This is a genomic window from Salinisphaera sp. T5B8 (assembly GCF_040361255.1).
Classification (GTDB): Bacteria; Pseudomonadota; Gammaproteobacteria; order Nevskiales; family Salinisphaeraceae; genus Salinisphaera.
Genome location: NZ_APNG01000015.1, coordinates 24,930 through 47,255 on the forward strand (window position 1 = coordinate 24,930; position 22,326 = coordinate 47,255).

The window sequence follows — 22,326 nt, forward strand, 5'->3', positions numbered from 1 at the left end:
CCGGTCATCGAAAACCGGCAATAAACAGTCGATTTTTATCGCGACTCGGCGTATGGTCGAGTTCGGTGAACGATCGTTCGGTTTCGGGGCCGGCCTTTGCATGATCCGTGAATGGACCATTCAGAGGATATCCCGCGTCGCGAAAACGAACGATCGTTCATGCCGATTCGAAACTGCATTTCATTAAATTGACGACCCATTCGGGCTGTGTCAGTTTCCGGTCGGTACAAGAACACGCTTGGATTCGTTTGCCCGCGCAAACGGGTGCGAGCACAACAGTCCGCCACAATGAGGAGAGATCATGCTTGCACTATCCAAGCAGGCCGAGGATCTGCACGCCCGGCTGCTCGCGTTCATGGACGAACACGTCTACCCGGCCGAACCGGTCTACGAAAAACAGCACGAGGAAGCCGAAGATCGCTGGGCCTGGCCGCCGATCATGGAAGAGCTCAAGGCCAAGGCCAAGTCCGAAGGTCTATGGAACCTGTTCCTGCCGGAAAGCGATTACGGCGCCGGGCTGTCCAATTACGACTACGCGCATCTGTGCGAAATCATGGGCCGCTCGCCGATCGCGCCCATCGTGTTCAACTGCAGCGCGCCGGATACCGGCAACATGGAAGTGCTCGAGCGCTACGGCAGTGAAGCCCAGAAGAAAGAGTGGCTGGAGCCGCTGCTGGAAGGCAAGATCAAGTCCTGCTTCTCCATGACCGAGCCGGCCGTGGCTTCTTCGGATGCCACCAATATCGCCACCGAAATCAAGCGCGACGGCGACGAGTACATCGTCAACGGCCGCAAGTGGTGGTCCTCCGGTGCGATGGCGCGTAACTGCAAGATCGCGATCGTCATGGGCAAGAACGACCCGAACGCCGAAAAGCATCGCCAGCAGTCGATGATTCTGGTGCCGCTGGATACCCCCGGCGTGACCATCGAGCGGCCACTGCACGTGTTCGGCTATGACCATGCCCCCAAGGGCCATGCCGAAATCCACTACGACAACGTGCGCGTGCCTGCCGAGAACCTGATTCTGGGCGAAGGCCGTGGTTTCGAGATCGCGCAGGGTCGTCTGGGGCCGGGACGTATCCATCACTGCATGCGCACCATCGGCATCGCCGAGCGGGCACTGGAAGCCATGTGCGAACGGGTGGAAAACCGCGAGGCCTTTGGCCGCAAGATCTCCGAGTTTGATTCGATTCGCAAGAACATCGCCCGTTCGCGTATCGAAATCGAACAGGCCCGTCTGCTCACGCTCAAGGCCGCCAAGATGATGGACGAGGTGGGCAACAAGGAAGCCCGCCAGGAAATCGCCATGATCAAGGTCATCGCCCCCGAGATGGCGCTCAACGTGCTCGATCGTGCCATTCAGGCACACGGCGCGATGGGCGTGTGTCAGGACACCTTCCTGGCCTCCGCCTGGGCGAACGTGCGCACGCTGCGTATGGCCGACGGCCCGGACGAAGTGCATCTGGACAGCATCGCCAAGCTCGAACTGCGCCGTCAGCGCGCAGCCCGCGGCTAGCTTTGTCGGCCCTGTGCCGGCGGCCTGCGGGTCGCCGGCACGCGTTTGTCAACGTGAGGAGAATTTGATGTCCAGTTTGTTTGATTTGAACGGCAAGGTCGCCGTCATTACCGGCTCGAGCCGCGGTATCGGCAAGGCAATTGCCTGGCAGATGGCCGAGCACGGTGCCAAGGTGGTGATTTCCAGCCGCAAGAGCGAAGCCTGCGAGCCGGTGGCCGAAGAGCTGCGCAAGGCCGGCCACGATGCCATCGCGATTGCCTGTCATGTGGGCAAGAAAGAAGACCTGCAGAATCTCGTCGACAAGACGAAACAAACCTATGGCCAGATTGATGTGCTGGTGTGCAATGCCGCGACCAACCCGGTCTATGGCACCACCGCCGAGCTTTCCGACGAGGCCTGGGACAAGATCATGGAAACCAACGTGCGCGGCACGTTCTGGCTATGCAACATGGTACTGCCCGGCATGGCCGAGCAAGGCGGCGGCAACGTGATCGTGCTGTCGTCGATCGCTGGCCTGCGTGGCAATACCGTGATCGGCGCCTATGGCGTGTCCAAGGCTGCCGAAGCCGCGCTGGTGCGTAATCTGGCCGTCGAATGGGGGCCGAAGAATATTCGTGTGAACGCCATCGCGCCCGGCTTGGTCCGCACCGATTTCGCCAAGGCGCTGGTCGAAGATCCGAAGCGGCTCGAACAGGCCGAACAGCGTACGCCGGTACGGCGTATCGGCGAACCGGTGGATATTGCCGGCGTCGCCATCTTCCTGGCCACTAACGCCAGTGCCTATGTAACCGGGCAGACGCTCGTCGCCGATGGCGGCGAGACGATCAGCTAACCATGGCTGAAAAGAACCAGGCCGGCGCGCCGGAAATCGTGGCGGTGCGCGAGGCGCACCGCTTCGATGAGAATGCGTTGGCACAGTATCTACGTGACCATGGGCTGGTCGAGGGCGGACTCGAGGTGCGCCAGTTTCAGGGCGGGCAATCGAACCCGACCTTTTTTCTGACCACGGGCGGTGCCGGCGCCCCGCGCCACTACGTGCTGCGCAAACAGCCGCCGGGCAAGATTCTGCCCTCGGCCCATCGTATCGACCGTGAATACCGGGTGATGTCGGCGCTGGTCGACGCGCCCGGCGTACCGGTGCCGCGCATGCATGTGCACTGCGAGGATGCCGACGTGATCGGTACGCCGTTCTATGTCATGGACTATGTGCCCGGGCGTGTATTCGGCGATCCGGCCATGCCGGAACTGGCGGCCGGTGAGCGCGGCGAGATCTATCGCGGCCTCATCGATGCGCTGGCCGCGCTGCACGACGTGGATGTCGAGGCGGTGGGATTGTCCGATTTCGGCCGGCCGAACGGTTATGTCGAACGCCAGATCAAACGCTGGCGCGGCCAGTACGAGGCCTCGGCGACCGAAACCGACCCGAATATGGATGCGCTCGGCCAGTGGCTGACCGACCACATCCCCGACGACACCACGCCCGCGATCGCCCACGGCGATTTTCGGATCGGCAATCTGTTGATCGCGCCGGATTCGACCGACGTGGCCGCGGTGCTCGACTGGGAGCTGGCCACCATCGGCCATCCGCTTGCGGACCTGGCCTATGCCTGCATGCCTTATTACCTGCCGCATGGCGTGGCCGGTGTGCGGGGCGTGGAAGGGCTGGACCTGGCCGCCCACGGCATTCCGACCGAGGCCGAGCAACTCGAGCGTTATCGCCAGGCCCGCGGGCTGGCGCCGATCGACGACTGGCCGGTATTCGTGGCGTTTTCGCTGTTTCGTACCGCCGCGATTCTGCAGGGCGTGTATGCGCGTGCATTGCAGGGCAACGCGAGCAACAGCGATGCATTGAATGTCGGCCGGCGTGCCGGTTTGATCGCCGAACGCGGCTGGGCCGTGGCCCGTGCGCATGATTAAACGATCGACACAGGCGCATGCGAGACTGCGCCTGCCGGTATCCGACAGCCATACAATGCCATGAAGCCGATTCGCCGAATACTGTTGACCAACGATGACGGCGTCGAGGCGCCCGGGCTGGCCGTAGCCGAACGCGTTGCCGCGGCGGTGGCCGACGAGGTCTGGGTGGTCGCGCCCATGGCCGACCAGAGTGGCGTGGGCCAGGGCATATCCATGCACCATCCGCTGCGCGTGACTGAATACGGCACCCGGCGCTACGCGCTCACCGGCACGCCCGCCGATTGCGTGATGGTCGCCATGGCCGATTGGCTACGCGACGATCCGCCGGATCTCGTGCTGTCCGGGGTCAACTGGGGCGCGAATCTCTCCGACTCGGTGATGTATTCGGGCACCGTGGGTGCGGTATTGGCGGCCGATCATCTGGGTATCCCGGCGATCGCGCTGAGCCAGGCGTTTCACGACCGCGGCGCGCTCGACTTCACAGCCACCGAAGCCTATGCGGTCGAGGCGATACGCCAACTATGGGCGGCACGGGATTCGAACCGGCGTTGTTGCTGGAATCTGAATTTCCCCATGCGGGCGCCCGAGACGATACAGGGGCTACGTTTTACCCGGCAGTCAAACGGTACCATCGTCGCCCCGCGGCTGATCGCGGGTACCGATGGGCGCGGGCTGGTGTATCACTGGCTGAGCTTCGAGCGCGATACCACGACCATCGCCGATCCGCTGTCCGATGTGGTCGCGCTGCGCGACGGCTATGTCTCGGCCACGCCCTTGCATGGCAGCCGTTGCGATGAAGCATTGCTTGCCGACACGGCCGATCACGGGCAGTGGCGACTGGACATCGGCGAGGCTGCAGAGTAAAAAAGCCGCTGAAAAACGAAACGGTATTTCAATTGTAAAATGTCAGGTATGTGCGCCGCCCGTGGCATGTCGCTCGTGCGACAGGCGCTGTACATCCATGGCAACCCAAGCCATCGCCTGCCAAGCACCGGGCAAGAGTGCGGCAGCGCAGACCGCTGGAAAGCGAGGAGATGACCTTTATGTTCGATCGGCACTATGCCGTCTGGCCTGCCAACCTGCCGCATTCGCTGGGTCTGCCACAGACCAGCCTGTACACGAATCTCGAGATTTCGGCGCGGCGCTATCCCGATCGCCCGGCGATCATTTACTACGATACGCCGCTGTCCTATCGCGAACTCGACGAACAGGTGCGTGCGCTGGCCGGCTATCTGCAGGCGCAGGGCGTCAAGCGCGGAGACCGGGTGCTGCTGTTCATGCAGAACGCGCCGCAGTTCGTGGTCGGCTACTACGCCATCCTGCGTGCCGATGCCGCAGTGGTGCCGGTCAACCCGATGAACCGTAGCGTCGAACTCGAACACTATGTCGAGGATACCGAGGCCACGATCTGTCTCTGCGGTCAGGAGCGTTACGAAGCGGTGGCGCCGTTGCTCGACAGCGGCAAGCTCGCACAGGCGATCGTAGCCAACTACGGCGACTATGTCACCGAGCCCACCGATCTGGATCTGCCGGCCGAGGTCAAGGCCGACACGCAGGCCGCGGCCAGCGACAAGGCGGTGCTCTGGGCGGATGCGATCAATGCCGGGCACACGCCGCGTGCCCACGAGGCCGGCCCCGACGATCTGTGCGTGCTGCCCTACAGCTCCGGTACCACCGGTGCGCCCAAGGGCTGTGTGCATACGCATCGCACGGTCATGGCGACCGCGGTGCACAGCGTCTACTGGAGTCGCAGCACGTCCGAAGGCAAGTCCCTGGCCACGCTGCCGTATTTTCATGTCACCGGTATGCAGAACGGCATGAACGCGCCCATCTACATCGGCGGCACGGTGGTGCTGATGACGCGCTGGGAACGGCGTACCGCGGCGCGGCTGATCGAGCGCTATCGCATCACCCGCTGGACGAATATCGTGACCATGGCGATCGATATGCTCTCCGATCCGGAGATCGACAACTACGATCTGTCGAGCCTGGAGAACATCGGCGGCGGTGGCGCGGCGATGCCGGCCGCAGTGTCGGACAAGCTGTTCAATCTGACCGGACTGCACTACATCGAAGGCTACGGACTGTCGGAAACCATTGCCGGCACCCATATCAACCCCTTCGATGCGCCCAAGCCGCAGTGCCTGGGTATACCGGTATTCGACGTCGACTCGCGCATCATCGATACCGAAACGCTGACCGAACTGGGCCCCAACGAAGTTGGCGAGATCGTGACCAACGGCCCGCAGGTGTTTTCCGGCTACTGGCGACGACCCGAGGAGACCGAGGCGGCGTTCATTGATCTGGGCGGCAAGTCCTTCTTTCGTACCGGCGATATCGGCTACTACGACGACGAGGGCTATTTCTTCATCGTCGACCGGGTCAAGCGCATGATCAACGCCTCGGGTTACAAGGTCTGGCCGGCGGAGGTGGAAAGCCTGATGTATCGTCACCCGGCGATCCGCGAGGCCTGCGTGATTTCCACGCCCGATCCGCGCCGCGGCGAAAGCGTGAAAGCCTGTGTGGTGCTCAACAGCGCCGATGCGGCTACGGCCGAAGAGATTCGCGAGTGGTGTCGCGAAAACATGGCGGCTTATAAAGTGCCGCGGGTGATCGAAATCTGCGAAACACTGCCGCGCTCGCCCACCGGCAAGCTCATGTGGCGCGCCCTGCAGGAACAGGAATGGCCGCAGGCCGGCTGATGCGGTAATCGCGACTCAAACAACGAATAAACACACCGGGCCTGCGTGCCCGGCAACCGATTGGACAAGGAGTAGTTATGAGCGAAGTGGTTTCCTATGAACGCGATGGCGATATTGGCGTCATCACGGTCGACAATCCGCCGGTGAATGCGCTCGGGCACGCCGTGCGCCAGGGCATTGTCGATGCGCTGGACAAGGGCATGGCCGACGATGGCGCCAAGGCGCTGCTGATCATCGGCGGCGGGCGTACCTTCCCGGCCGGTGCCGATATCCGCGAATTCGGCAAGCCGCCGCAGGAACCGGGTCTGCCCGACGTGGTACAGACGCTGGAGAACAGCGACAAGCTGCTGATCGCCGCGGTGCATGGCACCGCACTCGGCGGCGGCATGGAAATCACCCTGGGCTGCGATTATCGCGTGGCCCTGGACTCGGCCAAGATGGGCCTCCCGGAAGTCAATCTCGGTCTGCTGCCGGGTGCCGGCGGTACCCAGCGTCTGCCGCGCCTGATCGGCGCCAAGGCCGCCATGCAGGCGATCGTCGAAGGCAAGCCGATGAAGGCCGCCAAGCTCAAGGAAATGGGCGTGGTCGATGAAGTCGTCTCCGGCGATCTCAAGGCCGAGGCGATTGCCTATGCCGAAAAACTGGTAGCCGACGGCGCGCCGCGGCGCAAGGTCAGCGAGCTGTCCGTCGAAAAGGAAAGCGAGAACGTCTTTTCGGAATTCGAACAGTCCATCGCCCGCAAGAAGCGCGGCTTCCTGGCGCCGTTCCACTGCATCAAGGCGGTTCAGGCGGCCACCGAACTGGATTTCGCCGCCGGCATGAAGCGCGAACGCGAGCTGTTCACCGAACTGCTGAATTCGCCGGAATCCGCGGCTCAGCGCCACGTCTTCTTTGCCGAGCGTGAAGTGGGCAAGGTGCCCGGCATTTCCAAGGAAACGCCGCAGCGCGAGATCAAGCAGGTGGGCATCATCGGTGCCGGCACCATGGGCGGCGGCATCGCCATGAACTTCCTGTCGGCCGGTATCCCCGTGAAGATGCTGGAAATGAAGCAGGAAGCGCTCGACAAGGGCGTGGCGCTCATTCGCAAGAACTACGAAGCGACCGCCAAGAAAGGCCGCATGACCGAAGAGCAGGTCGAAAAATGCATGTCGCTGATCAGCACGACGCTGTCCTACGACGACCTGTCCGATGTGGATCTGGTCATCGAGGCCGTGTTCGAAAACATGAAGGTCAAAAAGCAGGTGTTCGGCGAGCTCGATCGCGTCTGCAAGGACGGCGCGATTCTGGCCACCAATACCTCGACGCTGGACGTCAACGAAATCGCCCAGTCCACCAAGCGCCCCGAAGACGTGATCGGCATGCACTTCTTCTCGCCGGCCAACGTCATGAAGCTGCTCGAGAACGTGCGCGGCGAGGCGACCTCCGATGAAGTCATCGCCACGGTGATGAACCTGTCCAAGCGTATCGGCAAGGTCGGCGTGCTGGTGGGCGTGTGCAACGGCTTCGTGGGCAACCGCATCCTGCATAAGCGCCAGGCCCAGGCCGTCAAGCTGGTCAACGAAGGCGCAACACCCTCGCAGGTCGACAAGGTGTTGTTCGATTTCGGCCTGCCGATGGGCCCGTTTGCCATGGCCGACCTGGCCGGTCTGGACGTGGGCTGGCGTATTCGTGAAGGCCTGCGTGAGGACGATCCGGAAAACGCGCCCGAGCGCGACTGGATGGACGCTCTGGCCGAGCAGGAACGCTGGGGCCAGAAGACCGGCGGCGGCGTGTTCGACTACGCCGAAGGCGATCGCACCCCGCGTCCGTCGGAAACGGCCATGGCCGAGATCGAGAAGTATCGTGCCGAGAAGGGCATCGAGACCCGCGAGGTCAGCGATCAGGAAATTCTGGAACGCTGTCTCTACGTGATGGTCAATGAAGGCGCCAAGATCCTCGAGGAAGGCATCGCCATGCGTCCGCTGGATGTGGATATCGTATGGATCTATGGCTACGGTTTCCCGGTCTACCGGGGCGGTCTGATGTTCTGGGCCGACCAGGTCGGATTGGACACGATCCATGCCAAGGTCAAACAGTTCTACGACGAATCGGGCGATCCGGTCTGGCAGCCGTCGGCCCTGCTGGAAAAGCTGGCCAGCGAAGGCCGCAAGTTCGGCGACCTGTAACGCTGCGCACTACGGAGTAATCAATGGATATTCAATATAACGAAGCCGAACTCGCATTCCGCGACGAGGTCCGGGCCTTCGTGGCAGAGAAACTGCCCAAGGAAATTTCCGACAAGGTGAAGTCGTCCGAGCATGTCTCGCCGGAGGATATGATCACCTGGCAGCGCGCGCTGTATGAAAAAGGCTGGTTGGCGATCAACTGGCCGAAGGAATACGGCGGCCCGGGCTGGAGCCCGATTCAGAAGCACATCTTCGAGGAAGAGAGTGCAGAAGCGGGCGCGCCGCGTATCCTGCCGTTCGGCCTGAACATGGTCGCCCCGGTGATCATCAAGTTCGGTACCCAGGAACAGAAGGACTACTACCTGCCGCGTATCCTCAAAAGCGAGGACTGGTGGGCCCAGGGTTATTCCGAGCCGGGCGCCGGTTCGGACCTGGCGAGTCTGAAGTGCCGCGCCGAGCGTGATGGCGACCATTACATCGTCAACGGTCAGAAGACCTGGACCACGCTGGGCCAGCACGCGAACATGATCTTCGTGCTGGTGCGCACCGATACCACGGTCAAGAAGCAGGAAGGCATTTCCTTTTTGCTCGTGGACATGGAAAACACCCCCGGCGTGACCGTGCGTCCGTTGATCACCCTCGACGGTGCGCACGAAGTCAACGAAGTGTTCTTCGACAACGTGAAGGTGCCGGTCGAGAACCTGGTCGGCGAAGAGAACAAGGGCTGGACCTGTGCCAAGTACCTGCTCACCTTCGAGCGTACCGGTATTGCCGGCGTGGGTATCTCCAAGGCTGCGCTGGAACACCTCAAGCAGATCGCGCGCAACGAGCAGGCTGAAGGCAAGCCGCTGATCGAGCATCCGCGTGTGGCCGAACGTCTGGTCGAACTCGAGCTCGAACTCATGGCGGTCGAAATGACCAACCTGCGTGTGGTCTCCGCGGCCGAGGCCGGCGGCGTACCCGGCGCAGAAAGCTCGTTTTTGAAGGTCATGGGCACGGAAGTGCGCCAGAAGATCTCCGATCTCTATCGCGAGCTGGCCGGCCCCTATGCGCTGCCGTTCCCCGATCTCGAGGTGGGCGAAGACGCCTTCGGCCCCGAGTTCTCGGCCTCGGCCTCCTCCACGTACTTCAATCTGCGCAAGCTGTCGATCTTCGGCGGCTCCAACGAGATTCAGAAGAACATCATTTCCAAGGCGATCCTCGGACTGTAGTCCGGTACGCAGGAAAAGGAATAGACAATGGATTTTTCCTATAGCGACGAGCAGCGCATGCTCAAGGACATGGTCGACCGCGTCGTGGCCGATCAGTACAGCTTCGAGCAGCGCGAAAAGATCATCAAATCCGAACCCGGCTACTCGCCCGAGGTGTGGTCGCAGTTCGCCGAACTCGGCCTGCTGGCGGTGCCGTTCTCGGAAGCCGCCGGCGGTTTCGATGGCGGTGGCGCCGAGCTGATGGTGGTAGCCGAAGGCTTTGGCCGCGGTCTGGTGGTCGAGCCCTATCTGTCGACCGTGGTACTGGCCGGTACCTTCCTGGATGCCGCCCTCGATGACAATGCCAAGGCGGACGCCCTGGCGCCGATCATCAGCGGCGAACAGAAATATGCGCTGGCCTGCTACGAGCCCAATGGCCGCTACGATCCGTTCTGGATCGAAACCACGGCGACCAAGGACGGCGACGGCTATGTGCTGTCCGGCAAGAAGGCCGTGGTGCTCGGCGGCGACAGCGCCGACCGGCTGCTGGTGATCGCCCGCAGCAGCGGCGACAACCCGGGCAAGAACGGCCTGAGTGCCTTCCTGGTCGACGGCAACGCCGACGGCGTGTCGCGCGAAGGCTATACGACCTTCGACGGCCACCGAGCCGCTGAAATCAGCCTCGACAACGTCAAGGTCGGCGCCGACGCGCTGGTGGGCGAAGAGGGCGGCGCGGCCGCACCGCTGCAGTATGCGCTGGATCGCGGCATCATCGCCCTGTGCGCAGAGGCCGCCGGTGCCATGGAAGTGGCCTGCGATCTGACCCTGGACTACATCAAGGAACGCAAGCAGTTCGGCGTGCCGATCGGCAGCTTCCAGGCCCTGCAGCATCGCATGGTGGACATGCGTATTTCGCTGGAGAAAGTGCGTTCGCTGGCGCTGTGGGCGGCCTGTTCGCTGGAGGCCCCGGACGCCGAGCGTCGTCAGCGTCTGGCCGCGGCCAAGGCCATGGTCAGCAAGGCCGGCCGGCACGTGGCCGAAGAGGCGATCCAGCTGTTCGGCGGCATGGGCATGATGGACGAATCCTCCATCTCGCATTACGCCAAGCGGATCGTGCTGATCGACCATTACCTGGGTGATGGCAACTACCACACCGACCGCCTCATCGACCTGCTGGTCGAGGAAAACGCCGCCGCCTGATCCGGGCGTCGCGGCTGGCGAATCACGGGTTGTCGGCGCTTGCCGGCAGCCCGTTTTTTTTAGGTTTTTAGCGCACTTGGCGTTACATTGAAGCGCGGGCCGGTGTACGTGCCGGCGCTGCAACACCGAAAAGGAATTTGCGATGAGTGAAAGCACACGTGTTGTCGTGGTGGGTGCCGGTGCGATCGGCAGTTTCTATGGCGCGATTCTCAAGCGTGCCGGTTGCCATGTAAGCGTGGTGCTGCGTTCGGAGTACGACGCGGTCAAGGCCAACGGCTTTCGAATCGACAGCCCGCTGGGCGACCTGTCGTACCGGCCCGACGCGGTCTATCGTGACGGCGATACGCCCGAAGGCGAAGCCGACTACGTGATCTGCTGCGTGAAGGTATTGTCGTCGATCGACCGCGGTGCCCTGATCAAGCCCTGGGTGAGCGACAACACCCGTGTCGTGCTCATCGAAAACGGTATCGATATCGAACGCGAAGTCGCCGATGCCTTGCCAAACAATCCGATTATCAGTTGTCTGGCGTTCATTGCGGTCAGCCGTGTCGCGCCCGGCGAAATCGAGCACAAGGCGTTCGGCGCACTCACCATGGGGAGCTGGCCCGAAGGCGTAAGCGAGGAATGTCGCGCGATCGCAGCGCTGTTCGAGGCCGGCGGCATCGATGTGAAACGTTCCGAGGCCGTGGTCGGCGAGCGCTGGCGCAAGAGCCTTTGGAATACGCCGTTCAACCCGTTGTCGGTGCTGGCCGGCGGTGCCGATACGGTCACTCTGCTGGATACGCCCGGCGGCGAGGCGCTGGCCCGGGCGATGATGGCCGAGGTGTGTGCGGTCGCCGCGGCCGACGGCTATCCGATGCCCGAAGACGCAATCGACAAGAACATCGCCGGTACCCGCAAGATGCCGGCCTATATCAACAGCATGGCCCTGGACTACCTCAACGGCCGGCCGATGGAAATCGAGGCGATTCTGGGTAACGTGGTGGACATCGCCCACCGGCACGGCGTGGATGTGCCGCGCCTGGAAACCATGCGCGTGACGTTTGCCATGCGCGAGGTATTGGGCGATAAACAGGCGTAACTGCTGCGAATTGTTTATTCTTGGCCGTGACCAACGGCCCCCATGGGGCAGCTGTTAGGCTCGTGCGAGGGTTACCAAGGAGTATCTGCCGTGGTGGGCGATCGTGACGTATTGGTGATTTACGACGAACGGGTGCTCGCGCACCGACCCGAGGCCGAGGAAGAATTTCTGCCGGGCCGCATGGACAAGCGGATTCGGCATATCCTCGACGGGCTCGGCGTCGAGGCCAAATGGAGTTACCCCGAACATCCAGGCCGGGTGATCGCAATCAAGGAGCTGCTCAGCGCCGAGCCCATTGCCGGCGTGCGTGTCGCCACCGGCCAGAAGGCGACCCAGGAGCAGCTCAATCGCGTGCATACCACCTCGTATCTGGAAAGCCTGCACGAGCTGGAAGGTAAACAGGCCTGGCTGGATGTGGATACCACCGCGGTGTCCGCCGGCAGTCTCGAGGCGGCAGAGGTGGCCGCCGGCTCGACCATTGCGGCGATCGATGCCGTCTTCGAGAAAAAGGCCCAGTCAGCGTTCGTGATCTGCCGCCCGCCCGGGCATCACGCGAATGCGGTGCGCGCGCGCGGCTTCTGTTTATTGAACAATATCGCGGTGGCCGCGGCCCATGCCCAGTTCCATTGGGATATCGAGCGCGTGCTGATCATCGACTGGGATGCGCATCACGGCAACGGTACGCAGGATATCTTCGCGGCCGATCCGAGCGTGATGTTCTTCGATACCCATCGCGCCGCGCCGTTCTATCCCGGCACCGGCGATCTGGAGGAAATCGGCGAAGGCCTGGGCGAAGGCACGACGGTCAATGTGCCGCTGCCCGAGGATGCCGGCGACCTGGCCATTATCAAGGCATTCGAGGATATCCTCGTGCCGGCCGCAGAATGGTTCAATCCGGAGCTGATTCTGGTATCGGCCGGTATGGACGCCCACCGTACGGAGCTGTGTCTGAACATGAGCTTCGATGGCTACAGTGCACTGGCGGGGATCGTGCAGCGCCTGGCCGATCAGTATTGCGACGGTCGGCTGGTGATGGCGCTGGAGGGTGGCTACAACCCGGACACGCTGGCCCGCTGCACGCACCGGGTGCTCGAGGTGATGGCCGGCGGTACACCGGCCACGGTCCGTGAGCCGGGGGTGGATGAGGTCGCCGAGATCGCCGAATTCCACCGTTCGGCGTTTGCCGATATGGAATGATCTGCGATGCCGAGTGACGACCCCATGCCGACGGTAACACTGCGCCCGGTCGATCTGAGCAACTGGCAGCAGGTGATCCACTTGCGCCTGTCGCCCGAACAGGCCACGCGCGTAGCCTCCAATCTGTATTCGCTGGCCGAGGCCTATGTGCAGCCGAGCTGCGAACCCTACGCCATCTATGCCAACGCCACGCTCATCGGTTTCGCGATGGCCGAATACCTGCCCGCGCGCGAGGCTTACAACATTCCGCGCTTCATGATCGATACCGCCTGGCAGGGCGGCGGTTATGGCGGACTGGCCCTGCAGGCGTTGATCGACACGCTCAAGGACGAACGCCCGGACGCGCCGATTCTGATCAGCCTCACCCCGGACAATACCGCCGCGCGCCGCCTGTACGAGCGCCACGGTTTCGTCGATACCGGCCAGCATTTTCATGGCGAGGATGTGCTTCGCTATCCGTGAGCGCGGCCCCTGGGTACAGCGAGTGCGGACATGGGACGAATGCGCAGGAAGGCGGACCTGCCCGCCAAAAACTGTCTTTACTGTGAGCGGGCGTTTGCCTGGCGCAGGAAGTGGGCACGCGACTGGCCGGCGATCCGGTTTTGCAGTCAGGCCTGCAAGCGGGCGTACAAGCAGCGCGCCAATGCGCGCTTGCGCGAATGACAACTGATAACGACGGGGAGAGCCCGATGCCGTTTGCTTCGATCAATGGACAGCAGATCTTCTATCAGGACAGCGGCGGCGATGCGCCGGCGATCGTGTTCTCGCACGGTCTGCTCATGGATCATGAAATGTTCGCTCACCAGGTCGCGGCCTTTCAGGATCGCTACCGCTGCATCGTCTGGGACGAACGAGCGCATGGTCAGACTGCCAGCGGCCAGACGCCGGCGCCATTCAGCTACTATGATTCGGCCGATGATCTGGTCGGTCTGCTCGATCATCTGGGCATCGAGAATGCGATTCTCGCCGGCATGAGCCAGGGCGGTTTTCTGAGCCTGCGCTGTGCGTTGACGCACCCGAGTCGTGTGCGCGCGCTGATTCTGCTCGATACCCAGGCCGGACAGGAGAACCCCGACCATCTGCCCGGCTACAAGCAGATGATCGATACCTGGGCGACCCACGGTCTGCCGGAGGAAATCGCGGATACGATTGCCGGCATCATCCTCGGCGCGGATGCCAAGGAAACCGCCCACTGGCAACACAAATGGCGTGCCTGGCAGTCGCATAACCTGCTGGCCGCATTTCATACGTTGACCTCGCGTGACGATATTACTGCCAAGCTCGGCCAGATCGCGCAACCGGCGCTGGTGGTGCACGGCGATGCCGATATGGCCATTCCCATGGAACGTGCGCAGCAGCTGGCGGACAACCTGGCCGATGCCGAGCTGGTCGTCGTGCCGGGCGGCGGGCATGCAGCGAATCTGACCCACCCGCAGCCGGTCAATGCCGCGATCGAGGCGTTTCTGCAACGTATCGACTAGTCGTATTTTTGTTTCATACCGGCGACGGGGTATCGCGTCGCCGCATCGAGATTGCCCATGACACTCGACCCGCAGGCCGCCCGTGTACTCCAGGCCGCCGAACAAAGTGATTTGCCACTTCTGGAAACACTCTCGCCCGAGGCGGCACGCCTACAGTACGAAAAAGGCTGCGCCATGGTGGGCGGCCGCCCACCGCAGATGTTCGCGGTGCGCGATATCGCCGCCCCGGGGCCGCTCGGCGATATCGGCCTGCGCGTGTATACCCCGCGCGATCCGGCCGGCGAGGCCATGCCCTTGCTGATCTATATCCACGGCGGCGGCTATGTGATCGGCAGTCTCGACAGTCACGATATTCCCTGTCGTCATCTGGCCATACACGGCGACTGCATGGTGATTTCGGTGGATTACCGCATGGCGCCCGAATACCCGTACCCGAAGCCGGTCGAGGATTGCTGGGCGGCGGTGAACTGGATCGTCGAGCAGGCCGAGGCGCTGGGCGTGCGTCGCGACCGTATCGCCATCGGTGGCGACAGCGCTGGCGGCAACCTGGCCACGGTGACCTGCTTGAAAGCCAAGGCCGAGGGCGGACCGGATTTCGTCTATCAGCTGCTGATATATCCGGGCACCGATCGTACGCGCAGTCAGCCTTCGCACACCGAACTTGCCGAAGGTTACCGACTCACGCGTCCCCTGCTCGACTGGTTCATGAATCATTATTTCAGTGGTGAACCCGCGGACGCGAACGATCCGTACTCGTCGCCGCTGCATGCCGACGACCTCGGCGGACTTCCACCGGCGCTGGTGATTTCCGCCGGCTATGATCCGCTACGCGACGAAGATATCGCCTATTACGAACAACTGCGCGCCCATGGCAACGACGCCGAGCACCTGCATTACCCGGGCATGATCCACGGTTTCATCAACATGCCCGGCGTTCTGGACGCGGCGCACGAATGCCTGGAAGCCTGCGGCATGCGTTTGCAGCGCGTTTTCGCCCAGCCGGCATAGCGCGTCGGCGCCCAAGTGCGCGGCGGCAGCCGCTGAATACGAACGCGATCGGCGTATAAACGAAAAAACCCCGGTTCATCGCCGAACCGGGGTATGTGCTTTCGCTGGCGTTCTGGGTGTTCAGGTCGCGTAGTCGCTGCCCATACGCTCGAGCTTGCGGATCAGGGCCGGCCAGGCCAGCTTGTGGCCCGCACCCAGGCTCTGGGCCTGCTGGGCGGTGGTATCCAGGGCCTGTTGCGAGGGCATGTGTCCGGCGCCCATGGCCAGCGTACGTACCTGGATCTGGCAGGCCTTCATCAGGAAATACATATAGGTGAAGGCTTCGCCGACGTTCTTGCCGACCGTAAGGGTGCCGTGATTGCGTAGCAGCATGATGTCGTGATCGCCCAGATCGGCGACAAGACGCTCGCGCTCGTCCAGGTTCAGTGCTACGCCTTCGTATTCATGGAAACAGATATGCGGGATACACAGCATGGCGGTCTGGCTCAGTGGCAGCAGCCCGTCGGGATGCGCGCTGACGGCTACGCCGTCGGCGGCGTGCAGGTGCAGTACGGCGCCGGCTTCTTCGCGGGCCATATGAACCGCGCTATGGATGGTGAAGCCGGCCGGGTTCACGCGGTTGGTGGCGCCGGGGTCGACGATCTGGCCGTCCTCGTCGACCTTCACCAATGACGACGCCGTGATTTCGTCGAACAGCCAGCCGTAGGGGTTGATCAGGAAATGATGCTCCGGCCCGGGCACGCGCGCCGAAAGATGGGTGAACACCAGATCGTCCCAGCCGTAGAGCGATACCAGTCGATAGGCAGCAGCGAGATCCTTGCGGACCTGCCATTCCTCTTCGGTCATCCGGGGCGAACGATGGGTCGCGGCATCTGCCATGAGTCTCCTCCTATGGGCAAGTTATTTGTAAAACGCAATTTTGCTGTCAGGCAAAGTAGCCCTTGCTCGGAGTGGGGTCAATCCACGCGTTGAACCTGGATGCAGGCGGGCGCATAGCGCCGCGCTACCCGTGCTTGCGGTTGCGTTGTATTCGGCCACCGCCTATTCTTGCTCGCGGTTTTCGAAACGGTGTTTCGGCAAGCGCGGCCTCTTGAGTGTAGCCTGAGCGCTGTGCTTTGTTCGCCGCTCGGTCGGCGCACGGCCGTGTTCGAGCCCACAACGAATAACAATGCGAAAAAAACGCGATGCCGCCGGTGCAACGCCGACGGCGGTTGCGGCGACATCGGGTCGCGATAGCTGATGGAGATGGCATGCTCGACGCTTATATCTACGACGGTCTGCGAACCGCGTTCGGCCGCCATGGCGGCGTGCTCGCTCCGGTTCGCCCGGACGATATGCTTGCGGCGGTCATTCGCCAGCTTGTCGAACGCAACCCGTTCGATCGCAACGATTACGAGGATGTGATCGCCGGCTGTACCAACCAGGCAGGCGAGGATGCGCGCAATGTGGCGCGTCACGCAGGCCTTCTGGCTGGCTTGCCGGTGTCGGTGGCGGGTCAGACCGTCAACCGTCTGTGCGGCAGTGGACTGGCTGCGACTGTCGATGCCGCCCGTGCAATCACGGTCGATGAAGGCGCGCTGGTGATCGCCGGCGGGGTGGAATCCATGAGCCGCGCGCCATTCGTCATGGCCAAGGCCGACAAGGCCTATTCGCGCAATGTTTCGGTATTCGATTCGACGATCGGCGCGCGCTTTCCCAATCCGAAGATTCTCGACGAGTACGGCGCCGACGCCATGCCGGAAACGGCCCAGAACGTCGCCGACGATTTCGGCATCAGCCGCGAGGCCGCCGATGCCTATGCGGCCCAGTCGCAGGCGCGCTACGAAGCCGCCCGCGCCGAGGGGTTTTTCGACGACGAGATCATGCCACTGGATGTGCCTCAGGGACGCAAGCAGCCGCCATTGACCGTCGACGCCGACGAACATCCGCGGCCGGGCAGTACGGCAGAAAAACTCGCCAAGCTGCCGCCGATCGTGGCCAATGGCATTATTACCGCCGGCAATGCCTCGGGCGTGAATGACGGCGCCGGTGCGTTGATCCTGGGCTCGAAAAAAGCGGGCGTTGCCGCAGGTCTGACGCCGCGGGCGCGTATCATCGCCGGTGGTGTAATGGGCGTGCCACCGCGGGTGATGGGTCTGGGCCCGGTCGGCGCCTGCCAGAAGGTGCTCGACCGTGCGGGGCTCACGCTCAAGGACATGGACGTGATCGAAATCAACGAAGCGTTCGCGGCCCAGGTCCTGGGTTGCTGTCACGAACTGGGCTTGTCCGGCGACGACGAACGTCTCAATCCCAACGGCGGCGCCATCGCGGTGGGTCATCCCCTGGGTGCTTCGGGTGTGCGCCTGGCGCTCACCGGTCTGCGTCAGCTCGAACGTATTAACGGCCGCTATGCCTTGATCAGCCTGTGTATCGGCATCGGGCAGGGTGTGGCCATGCTTATCGAACGAAAGAATGGAGCCTCTTCATGAAAGATTTCGCCTGGTCCGATCCGCTGCTGCTCGATGCGCAGCTTACCGAAGACGAGCGCATGATCCGCGATGCGGGTCATGACTATTGTCAGAACAGCCTCATGCCGCGCGTGCTCGAAGCCAACCGCCACGAGATCTTTCATCGCGAGATCATGAACGAGCTCGGCGAGCTCGGCATGCTGGGTGCCACCATTCCCGAACAGTACGGCGGCGCCGGCCTGAACCACGTCTGCTATGGCCTGCTCGCCCGCGAAGTGGAGTCGGTGGATTCGGGCTATCGCTCGGCGATGAGCGTGCAGTCCTCGCTGGTGATGTTTCCCATCTATACCTTCGGCAGCGAAACGCTGCGCGAGAAATACCTGCCCAAGCTGGCCAGCGGCGAATGGGTCGGCTGCTTCGGGCTGACCGAACCCGATCACGGCTCCGATCCCGGCTCCATGAGCACCAAGGCCAAGAAGGTCGACGGCGGCTATGTATTGAACGGCGCCAAGAACTGGATCACCAACTCGCCGATCGCTGACGTGGCGGTGGTCTGGGCCAATCTCGACGGCAAGATCAACGGCTTCGTGGTCGAGCGCGACTTCGGCGGCATGGAAACGCCCAAGCTCGAAGGCAAGTTCTCGCTGCGGGCCTCGGCCACCGGTCAGATCATGCTCTCCGATTGCTTCGTGCCGGAAGAAAACCGGCTCGACGTGGAAGGCCTCAAAGGCCCGTTCTCCTGCCTGAACAAGGCCCGCTACGGCATTTCCTGGGGCGCGATGGGTGCGGCCGAGTTCTGCTGGCATGCCGCGCGCAGCTACACGCTCGATCGCAAGCAGTTCAAGCGTCCGCTGGCCGCCACCCAGCTCATCCAGAAAAAGCTGGCCGACATGCAGACCGAGATCACGCTCGGCCTGCAGGGCTGTCTGCGTCTGGGCCGGCTCATGGACGAAGGCAACTGGGCGCCCGAGATGGTGTCGCTGATGAAGCGCAACAACTGCGGCAAGGCGCTGGATATCGCCCGCCAGGCACGCGATATGCACGGCGGCAACGGTATTTCCGACGAATACCATGTCATCCGTCATGTGATGAACCTGGAAGCGGTCAATACCTATGAAGGCACGCACGATGTGCATGCGCTGATTCTGGGCCGCGCCCAGACCGGGATTCAGGCGTTCGGCTAGCTTCGCCGCCTGAAAAGCGGTATGGATCGCAAGCCTGTCTGGTCTGATCCAGGCAGGCTTTTTTTATGCTCGCCTATGAGGCCTGATGGGCCATAGCCGCGCCGTGCCGACCGTGCGTCGGTAGTTCATAAGACGTTCAGCGCGCCAAGGGTTAAATACGCCGCAATGACAAACAAGCCGCTGAACAGGCGTTGGGAGCCGAGCATGCAAAGCACTATCCTGGAACGAGTGACGATCGCCGGTCTGCTGGCGATGACGTTGAGCGCGCCGGTTTATGCGCTCGACGACAATACCGTCGACGCCGCGATCGGCGGCGGTCTGGGTGGTGCGGCGGGTGCGGCGATCGGCAATGAAGTCGGCGGGCGTACCGGCGCGATTCTGGGTGGCGCTGCAGGGGCCGCAGGCGGTGCCGCGATCACCACCGATCGCGACGACCATCATGACTATCACGATCGCCGCGATGATCATCGCGGTTATCACTGCCCGCCGGGGCAGGCCAAGAAGGGGCGCTGCTAGCGTCTGTTCTTTAGCCCGGCACGGCGCGATCGTCGTGCCGGGTCGCCGCCAAGTGCCGACCTAGAGTTGCTGTTCGAGCCAGTGCTGGAGCTTGGCCCGCGCATGGCGTTTGGCCATGCGTTTGGTGGTGGTCGCCGCCGGGCGCATCAATTCGTTGTCTTCACCGGAGACGATGAACTTGCGCTGGGCGCCGATAATCCCGCCCTCGGGGCCGTAGCTGGCGATCACCGTGATCTTGAAGTTCTCGATGGCCAGCGTACGAATCGGCTGCTCGTCATCGGCGTCAAGATTGTCGTGTCGTTTCGACGTCTGGCGGATGATGGAACGAAACGTACCGAGATTCATCTGTTCGCCAGAGTTCAACGGCCCCTGACGGGTTACGTGCTGCGGCCGGTCTTCGCTGTCGCTGGGCTGAGCATTGTCGAAGTCGGTAATCGACTCGCTGTACTCGTCATCACTCGCGCGAATCGTCATCACCAGGCTATGGATATAGATAGGCTCCTGACTCATATTACTGATCAGGCACACCGAATCGATCTGCTGGCCCTAGCCCTGGTTGATCAGGATACGGGCCTGACGCTGCCGCCGGAAACCGGCATAGAGCAGGTGGGCATAGAACAGCCAGACACCGAGTGTGCCGATGCTGGCGAAGAAAGACAGGGCCTGGGCATTGTCGTTGATCCACTGCCACATGGTTGGTCGGCCTTGTTTCGGATAAGCGGCGCGCAATTCTGCGCGAGCCCGTGCGCCAGGGCTATGCGTAGAATTGCCGAGCGTCGACAGGCGATGTCACGTGCGGCGCGCAGTTTGCTGTAAACGGCGAACCGTTCAGGCCTGGCGCAGGGTGTCGGCCAGTTCCATGATGCGTTCACGTAGCGCCAGTGCTTCCGGCCGGGTCAGCTCGATCTGGCACAGCATCGCCTCGTGAATCTCGGCGGACTTGTGCTGCAGGTCGCGGCCTTCATCGGTCACCGAGATAAGAACCCGGCGCTCGTCTTCACTATCGCGCTCGCGCGCGATCAGGCCGGTCTTTTCCATGCGTTTGAGCAAGGGCGTAAGGGTGCCGCTGTCCAGATACAGTTCGCTGCCCAGCTCGCCTACCGATCGCGGCGCGTGCTCCCAGAGTACGAGCATGACCAGATACTGGACATAGGTCAGCCCTAACGGCTCCAACAGGGGCCGGTAGGCACGGATAATGCGATGCGTCGCCGTGTACAACGAAAAACACAGCTGCTCGTCAAGCAAGCGCAGATCTGATTCTTCGTTTTCTGGTGCGGTCGAAGCGCGCATAGCCCGGGGCCTGTATGTACGTGCGTGACGTATTGTGACGCTTTTGAACGATAAGCGCTAATTAAAAGCCGACTTGGGGAAAAATTCCCGATTTTCAGGGTCGTAAGTTAGGTTTTTAATATCAAACTCATAGCCGCTCCCGGCGGCTTATCGCATCGCTTCGGCGACCAGTTCATAGCTGCGTAGGCGCTTGGCTGGATCGTGTATGTTGGATACAACCATTATTTCATCAGGCTCGCTGTCGCTATACAAGTCCTCGAGCTGCGCGCGCACCGATTCCGGGCCACCGACAATATGGCGCTGGCGATTTTCGAGCACCGCGTTGCGCTCCATTTCGGAGTAGTCGTACGCCAGCGCTTCCTCGGGCGAGGGCAGGGGCAGAAACTCGCCCTTGCGCAGTCTGAGCCACATCAGATCGACAGTGGCCGCAAGGTATTCGGCCTCTTCGTCGGTCGGCGCACAGATGACCGACACGCCGAGAATGGCGTGGGGTTCGGCAAAGCCCGGCGAGGGCGAGAATGCACCGCGATAACGCCGTAGTGCCGGTTCGGCCGGCACCGGGCTGAAGTGACTCGCAAAGCTGTAGCCCATACCGGCAGAACCGGCCACATGCGCACTGGCGCCGCTGGAGCCGAGAATCCAGATCGGCGGTAGCGGCGCATCGCTGGGGCTTACGGTTACGCCTTCATAGGGATGACCACGACGCAGCGTGCCGCGCGACAGGGCCAGCATTTCATTGAGCAGATCGGCGAACTGCTCGCCCGAGGCCGCGCGCAGGGCGCGACTGGCACGGGCGTCCGATCCGGGCGCGCGCCCCAGGCCCAGGTCGATACGTCCCGGATACAAAGCTTCGAGCGTCTGAAACGTTTCGGCGACGCGCAGCGGCGCATGATTGGGCAACATGATGCCGCCGGAGCCGACCCGAATACGCTCGGTCAACGCCGCAGCGCGCGAGAGCAGCACCTCGGGCGCGGAACTGGCGATGCTCGGCATGCTGTGATGTTCGGATACCCAGTAACGGGTATAGCCGCAGCGTTCGGCCAGGCGCACCAGATCGATACTGTTACGCACCGCTTCGGACGCGGCCACGCCGCTGGGTACGGGGACGAGATCGAGAACGGATAGATCGGCTTTCATAGAACGAGTCTCATGCCGGCAGAAACGCTGTCATATAAGTGGGCATGAATCGGTATTTTTACAGCCTGTGCGTCTTATCTTTTGAGAATGATATAAACCGCATGGATGATGCCCGGCACATAGCCGCACAGGGTCAGCAGGATGTTGAGCCAGAAGTGCAGGCCGATGCCCACTTGCAGGAATACACCCAGCGGGGGCAGGAGAATCGACAGCAGGATACGAATGATATCCATGAATTTCGTAGGTCGGGAAAACAGGGGCGCATGGTAATTCATTTGTCGAACAGGGCCTGAAC

The 22,326-nt window shown here is 62.4% G+C and carries 23 protein-coding genes; 17 read left to right on the forward strand and 6 right to left on the reverse strand.

Annotated features, from left to right (window positions below; genetic code table 11):
- Positions 1-301: 301 nt before the first annotated feature.
- From T5B8_RS13725 to lipP1, 14 genes are all read left to right on the forward strand, one after another.
- Entirely contained in the window at positions 302-1,516 is a 1,215-nt protein-coding gene (locus T5B8_RS13725; RefSeq protein ID WP_353179608.1) for an acyl-CoA dehydrogenase family protein, read from the forward strand.
- Between the two features lie 64 nt (positions 1,517-1,580).
- Complete coding sequence (locus T5B8_RS13730; protein ID WP_353179610.1) at positions 1,581-2,348, forward strand: SDR family NAD(P)-dependent oxidoreductase; 768 nt, start codon at positions 1,581-1,583, stop codon at positions 2,346-2,348.
- 2 nt (positions 2,349-2,350) lie between these two features.
- Entirely contained in the window at positions 2,351-3,433 is a 1,083-nt protein-coding gene (locus tag T5B8_RS13735) for a phosphotransferase family protein (protein WP_353179612.1), read from the forward strand.
- A gap of 60 nt (positions 3,434-3,493) precedes the next feature.
- Positions 3,494-4,297, forward strand: coding sequence for a 5'/3'-nucleotidase SurE (gene surE / locus T5B8_RS13740; RefSeq protein ID WP_353179614.1), 804 nt, complete (start codon positions 3,494-3,496; stop codon positions 4,295-4,297).
- Between the two features lie 179 nt (positions 4,298-4,476).
- Complete coding sequence (locus tag T5B8_RS13745) at positions 4,477-6,135, forward strand: long-chain fatty acid--CoA ligase (RefSeq protein WP_353179615.1); 1,659 nt, start codon at positions 4,477-4,479, stop codon at positions 6,133-6,135.
- Between the two features lie 77 nt (positions 6,136-6,212).
- Positions 6,213-8,300, forward strand: a complete 2,088-nt coding sequence (locus tag T5B8_RS13750; RefSeq protein ID WP_353179617.1) for a 3-hydroxyacyl-CoA dehydrogenase NAD-binding domain-containing protein — start codon at positions 6,213-6,215, stop codon at positions 8,298-8,300.
- Positions 8,301-8,323: 23 nt separating this feature from the next.
- Positions 8,324-9,511 carry an acyl-CoA dehydrogenase family protein gene (locus T5B8_RS13755; RefSeq protein ID WP_353179619.1) on the forward strand — a complete coding sequence of 396 codons (1,188 nt, stop codon included), beginning with the start codon at positions 8,324-8,326 and terminating at the stop codon, positions 9,509-9,511.
- A 27-nt stretch (positions 9,512-9,538) separates the two neighbouring features.
- A complete protein-coding gene (locus T5B8_RS13760; protein ID WP_353179621.1) occupies positions 9,539-10,690 on the forward strand; it encodes an acyl-CoA dehydrogenase family protein in 1,152 nt (383 codons plus the stop codon).
- Between the two features lie 142 nt (positions 10,691-10,832).
- Positions 10,833-11,771 carry a ketopantoate reductase family protein gene (locus T5B8_RS13765; RefSeq protein WP_353179623.1) on the forward strand — a complete coding sequence of 313 codons (939 nt, stop codon included), beginning with the start codon at positions 10,833-10,835 and terminating at the stop codon, positions 11,769-11,771.
- A gap of 90 nt (positions 11,772-11,861) precedes the next feature.
- On the forward strand, positions 11,862-12,968 hold the full coding sequence (locus T5B8_RS13770; RefSeq protein WP_353179625.1) for a histone deacetylase family protein: 1,107 nt from the start codon (positions 11,862-11,864) through the stop codon (positions 12,966-12,968).
- Between the two features lie 24 nt (positions 12,969-12,992).
- Entirely contained in the window at positions 12,993-13,430 is a 438-nt protein-coding gene (locus T5B8_RS13775) for a GNAT family N-acetyltransferase (protein ID WP_353179626.1), read from the forward strand.
- Between the two features lie 39 nt (positions 13,431-13,469).
- Positions 13,470-13,631 carry a DUF2256 domain-containing protein gene (locus T5B8_RS13780; RefSeq protein WP_353179744.1) on the forward strand — a complete coding sequence of 54 codons (162 nt, stop codon included), beginning with the start codon at positions 13,470-13,472 and terminating at the stop codon, positions 13,629-13,631.
- Positions 13,632-13,657: 26 nt separating this feature from the next.
- Complete coding sequence (locus T5B8_RS13785) at positions 13,658-14,449, forward strand: alpha/beta fold hydrolase (RefSeq protein ID WP_353179628.1); 792 nt, start codon at positions 13,658-13,660, stop codon at positions 14,447-14,449.
- Between the two features lie 57 nt (positions 14,450-14,506).
- A complete protein-coding gene (gene lipP1, locus T5B8_RS13790; RefSeq protein ID WP_353179630.1) occupies positions 14,507-15,457 on the forward strand; it encodes a LipP1 family hormone-sensitive lipase in 951 nt (316 codons plus the stop codon).
- Positions 15,458-15,577: 120 nt separating this feature from the next.
- On the opposite strand, the gene T5B8_RS13795 is transcribed toward lipP1, so the two are convergent.
- Positions 15,578-16,336 carry a class II aldolase/adducin family protein gene (locus T5B8_RS13795; protein WP_353179632.1) on the reverse strand — a complete coding sequence of 253 codons (759 nt, stop codon included), beginning with the start codon at positions 16,334-16,336 and terminating at the stop codon, positions 15,578-15,580.
- Between the two features lie 371 nt (positions 16,337-16,707).
- Here T5B8_RS13795 and T5B8_RS13800 point away from each other — a divergent pair, with 371 nt between their 5' ends.
- The 3 genes from T5B8_RS13800 (at position 16,708) to T5B8_RS13810 (ending at position 19,604) form a co-directional block, all read left to right on the forward strand.
- Positions 16,708-17,925, forward strand: coding sequence for a 3-oxoadipyl-CoA thiolase (locus T5B8_RS13800; RefSeq protein WP_353179634.1), 1,218 nt, complete (start codon positions 16,708-16,710; stop codon positions 17,923-17,925).
- Positions 17,922-19,088: an acyl-CoA dehydrogenase gene (locus tag T5B8_RS13805; protein WP_348765029.1), complete on the forward strand. Its 1,167-nt coding sequence runs from the start codon at positions 17,922-17,924 to the stop codon at positions 19,086-19,088. The genes T5B8_RS13800 and T5B8_RS13805 overlap by 4 nt, the downstream gene beginning before the upstream one ends.
- Before the next feature lie 204 nt (positions 19,089-19,292).
- Entirely contained in the window at positions 19,293-19,604 is a 312-nt protein-coding gene (locus tag T5B8_RS13810) for a YMGG-like glycine zipper-containing protein (protein ID WP_353179636.1), read from the forward strand.
- A gap of 60 nt (positions 19,605-19,664) precedes the next feature.
- Here the strand turns inward: T5B8_RS13810 and T5B8_RS13815 are convergent, their stop codons facing one another.
- The 5 genes from T5B8_RS13815 to T5B8_RS13835 all read right to left on the reverse strand — a co-directional run bounded on the left by T5B8_RS13815 (position 19,665) and on the right by T5B8_RS13835 (position 22,264).
- Positions 19,665-20,114 (reverse strand): hypothetical protein, encoded by a 450-nt coding sequence (locus tag T5B8_RS13815; protein WP_353179638.1) that lies wholly within the window; start codon positions 20,112-20,114, stop codon positions 19,665-19,667.
- A gap of 36 nt (positions 20,115-20,150) precedes the next feature.
- The gene (locus T5B8_RS13820; RefSeq protein WP_353179640.1) at positions 20,151-20,297 is read right to left on the reverse strand and encodes a hypothetical protein; all 147 of its coding nucleotides are present in this window, start codon (positions 20,295-20,297) and stop codon (positions 20,151-20,153) included.
- 135 nt (positions 20,298-20,432) lie between these two features.
- Positions 20,433-20,894: a MarR family winged helix-turn-helix transcriptional regulator gene (locus T5B8_RS13825; protein WP_502950702.1), complete on the reverse strand. Its 462-nt coding sequence runs from the start codon at positions 20,892-20,894 to the stop codon at positions 20,433-20,435.
- Between the two features lie 147 nt (positions 20,895-21,041).
- Complete coding sequence (locus tag T5B8_RS13830; protein WP_353179643.1) at positions 21,042-22,031, reverse strand: LLM class flavin-dependent oxidoreductase; 990 nt, start codon at positions 22,029-22,031, stop codon at positions 21,042-21,044.
- A 74-nt stretch (positions 22,032-22,105) separates the two neighbouring features.
- A complete protein-coding gene (locus T5B8_RS13835) occupies positions 22,106-22,264 on the reverse strand; it encodes a YqaE/Pmp3 family membrane protein (RefSeq protein ID WP_353179645.1) in 159 nt (52 codons plus the stop codon).
- Positions 22,265-22,326 lie beyond the last annotated feature (62 nt).

What these genes read in the sequence shown, in the direction of transcription:
- T5B8_RS13725 (WP_353179608.1), top strand. Translation starts at nt 302, where the DNA reads ATGCTTGCACTATCCAAGCAGGCCGAGGATCTGCACGCCCGGCTGCTC.
- T5B8_RS13735 (WP_353179612.1), top strand. Translation starts at nt 2,351, where the DNA reads ATGGCTGAAAAGAACCAGGCCGGCGCGCCGGAAATCGTGGCGGTGCGC.
- surE (WP_353179614.1), top strand. Translation starts at nt 3,494, where the DNA reads ATGAAGCCGATTCGCCGAATACTGTTGACCAACGATGACGGCGTCGAG.
- T5B8_RS13745 (WP_353179615.1), top strand. Translation starts at nt 4,477, where the DNA reads ATGTTCGATCGGCACTATGCCGTCTGGCCTGCCAACCTGCCGCATTCG.
- T5B8_RS13750 (WP_353179617.1), top strand. Translation starts at nt 6,213, where the DNA reads ATGAGCGAAGTGGTTTCCTATGAACGCGATGGCGATATTGGCGTCATC.
- T5B8_RS13755 (WP_353179619.1), top strand. Translation starts at nt 8,324, where the DNA reads ATGGATATTCAATATAACGAAGCCGAACTCGCATTCCGCGACGAGGTC.
- T5B8_RS13760 (WP_353179621.1), top strand. Translation starts at nt 9,539, where the DNA reads ATGGATTTTTCCTATAGCGACGAGCAGCGCATGCTCAAGGACATGGTC.
- T5B8_RS13765 (WP_353179623.1), top strand. Translation starts at nt 10,833, where the DNA reads ATGAGTGAAAGCACACGTGTTGTCGTGGTGGGTGCCGGTGCGATCGGC.
- T5B8_RS13775 (WP_353179626.1), top strand. Translation starts at nt 12,993, where the DNA reads ATGCCGACGGTAACACTGCGCCCGGTCGATCTGAGCAACTGGCAGCAG.
- T5B8_RS13780 (WP_353179744.1), top strand. Translation starts at nt 13,470, where the DNA reads ATGCGCAGGAAGGCGGACCTGCCCGCCAAAAACTGTCTTTACTGTGAG.
- T5B8_RS13785 (WP_353179628.1), top strand. Translation starts at nt 13,658, where the DNA reads ATGCCGTTTGCTTCGATCAATGGACAGCAGATCTTCTATCAGGACAGC.
- lipP1 (WP_353179630.1), top strand. Translation starts at nt 14,507, where the DNA reads ATGACACTCGACCCGCAGGCCGCCCGTGTACTCCAGGCCGCCGAACAA.
- T5B8_RS13795 (WP_353179632.1), bottom strand. Translation starts at nt 16,336, where the DNA reads ATGGCAGATGCCGCGACCCATCGTTCGCCCCGGATGACCGAAGAGGAA.
- T5B8_RS13800 (WP_353179634.1), top strand. Translation starts at nt 16,708, where the DNA reads ATGCTCGACGCTTATATCTACGACGGTCTGCGAACCGCGTTCGGCCGC.
- T5B8_RS13805 (WP_348765029.1), top strand. Translation starts at nt 17,922, where the DNA reads ATGAAAGATTTCGCCTGGTCCGATCCGCTGCTGCTCGATGCGCAGCTT.
- T5B8_RS13810 (WP_353179636.1), top strand. Translation starts at nt 19,293, where the DNA reads ATGCAAAGCACTATCCTGGAACGAGTGACGATCGCCGGTCTGCTGGCG.
- T5B8_RS13815 (WP_353179638.1), bottom strand. Translation starts at nt 20,114, where the DNA reads ATGAGTCAGGAGCCTATCTATATCCATAGCCTGGTGATGACGATTCGC.
- T5B8_RS13820 (WP_353179640.1), bottom strand. Translation starts at nt 20,297, where the DNA reads ATGTGGCAGTGGATCAACGACAATGCCCAGGCCCTGTCTTTCTTCGCC.
- T5B8_RS13825 (WP_502950702.1), bottom strand. Translation starts at nt 20,894, where the DNA reads ATGCGCGCTTCGACCGCACCAGAAAACGAAGAATCAGATCTGCGCTTG.
- T5B8_RS13830 (WP_353179643.1), bottom strand. Translation starts at nt 22,031, where the DNA reads ATGAAAGCCGATCTATCCGTTCTCGATCTCGTCCCCGTACCCAGCGGC.
- T5B8_RS13835 (WP_353179645.1), bottom strand. Translation starts at nt 22,264, where the DNA reads ATGGATATCATTCGTATCCTGCTGTCGATTCTCCTGCCCCCGCTGGGT.